The sequence below is a fragment of the Tritonibacter sp. SIMBA_163 genome, from assembly GCF_046535935.1.
GTDB classification, from domain to species: domain Bacteria; phylum Pseudomonadota; class Alphaproteobacteria; order Rhodobacterales; family Rhodobacteraceae; genus Epibacterium; species Epibacterium scottomollicae.
Genome location: NZ_JAWJBP010001332.1, coordinates 1 through 236 on the forward strand (window position 1 = coordinate 1; position 236 = coordinate 236).

Annotated in this window: 1 protein-coding gene; it reads left to right on the top strand. The window is 65.3% G+C overall.

The window, feature by feature from the left end:
* Positions 1-29: 29 nt before the first annotated feature.
* Positions 30-236, top strand: a 207-nt coding sequence (locus R0J92_RS26630; RefSeq protein WP_411053893.1) for a hypothetical protein, incomplete at its 3' end; no start/stop codon positions are given.

Here is a 236-nt window from a genome sequence, read left to right on the forward strand (position 1 = left end):
GGCCGCTTGATGGGGCCCGCTTGATAGGCATGGATATCCCGATCGCATCATCTCTCACCGCGCCCCGGATCGGCCAGGCAGGCATCGGCCGGAACAGATCGGCGATCGACCGGCGAAATCCGGCAGCAAAAGCCGGCAGCAAAATCCGGTCTCCGATCGACCGGCTTCCAATGGCCGGCCCCTCCGATCCGGCACCGACGTCAGGCCCATGCCCTGACGCGACAAGACAAGCACCT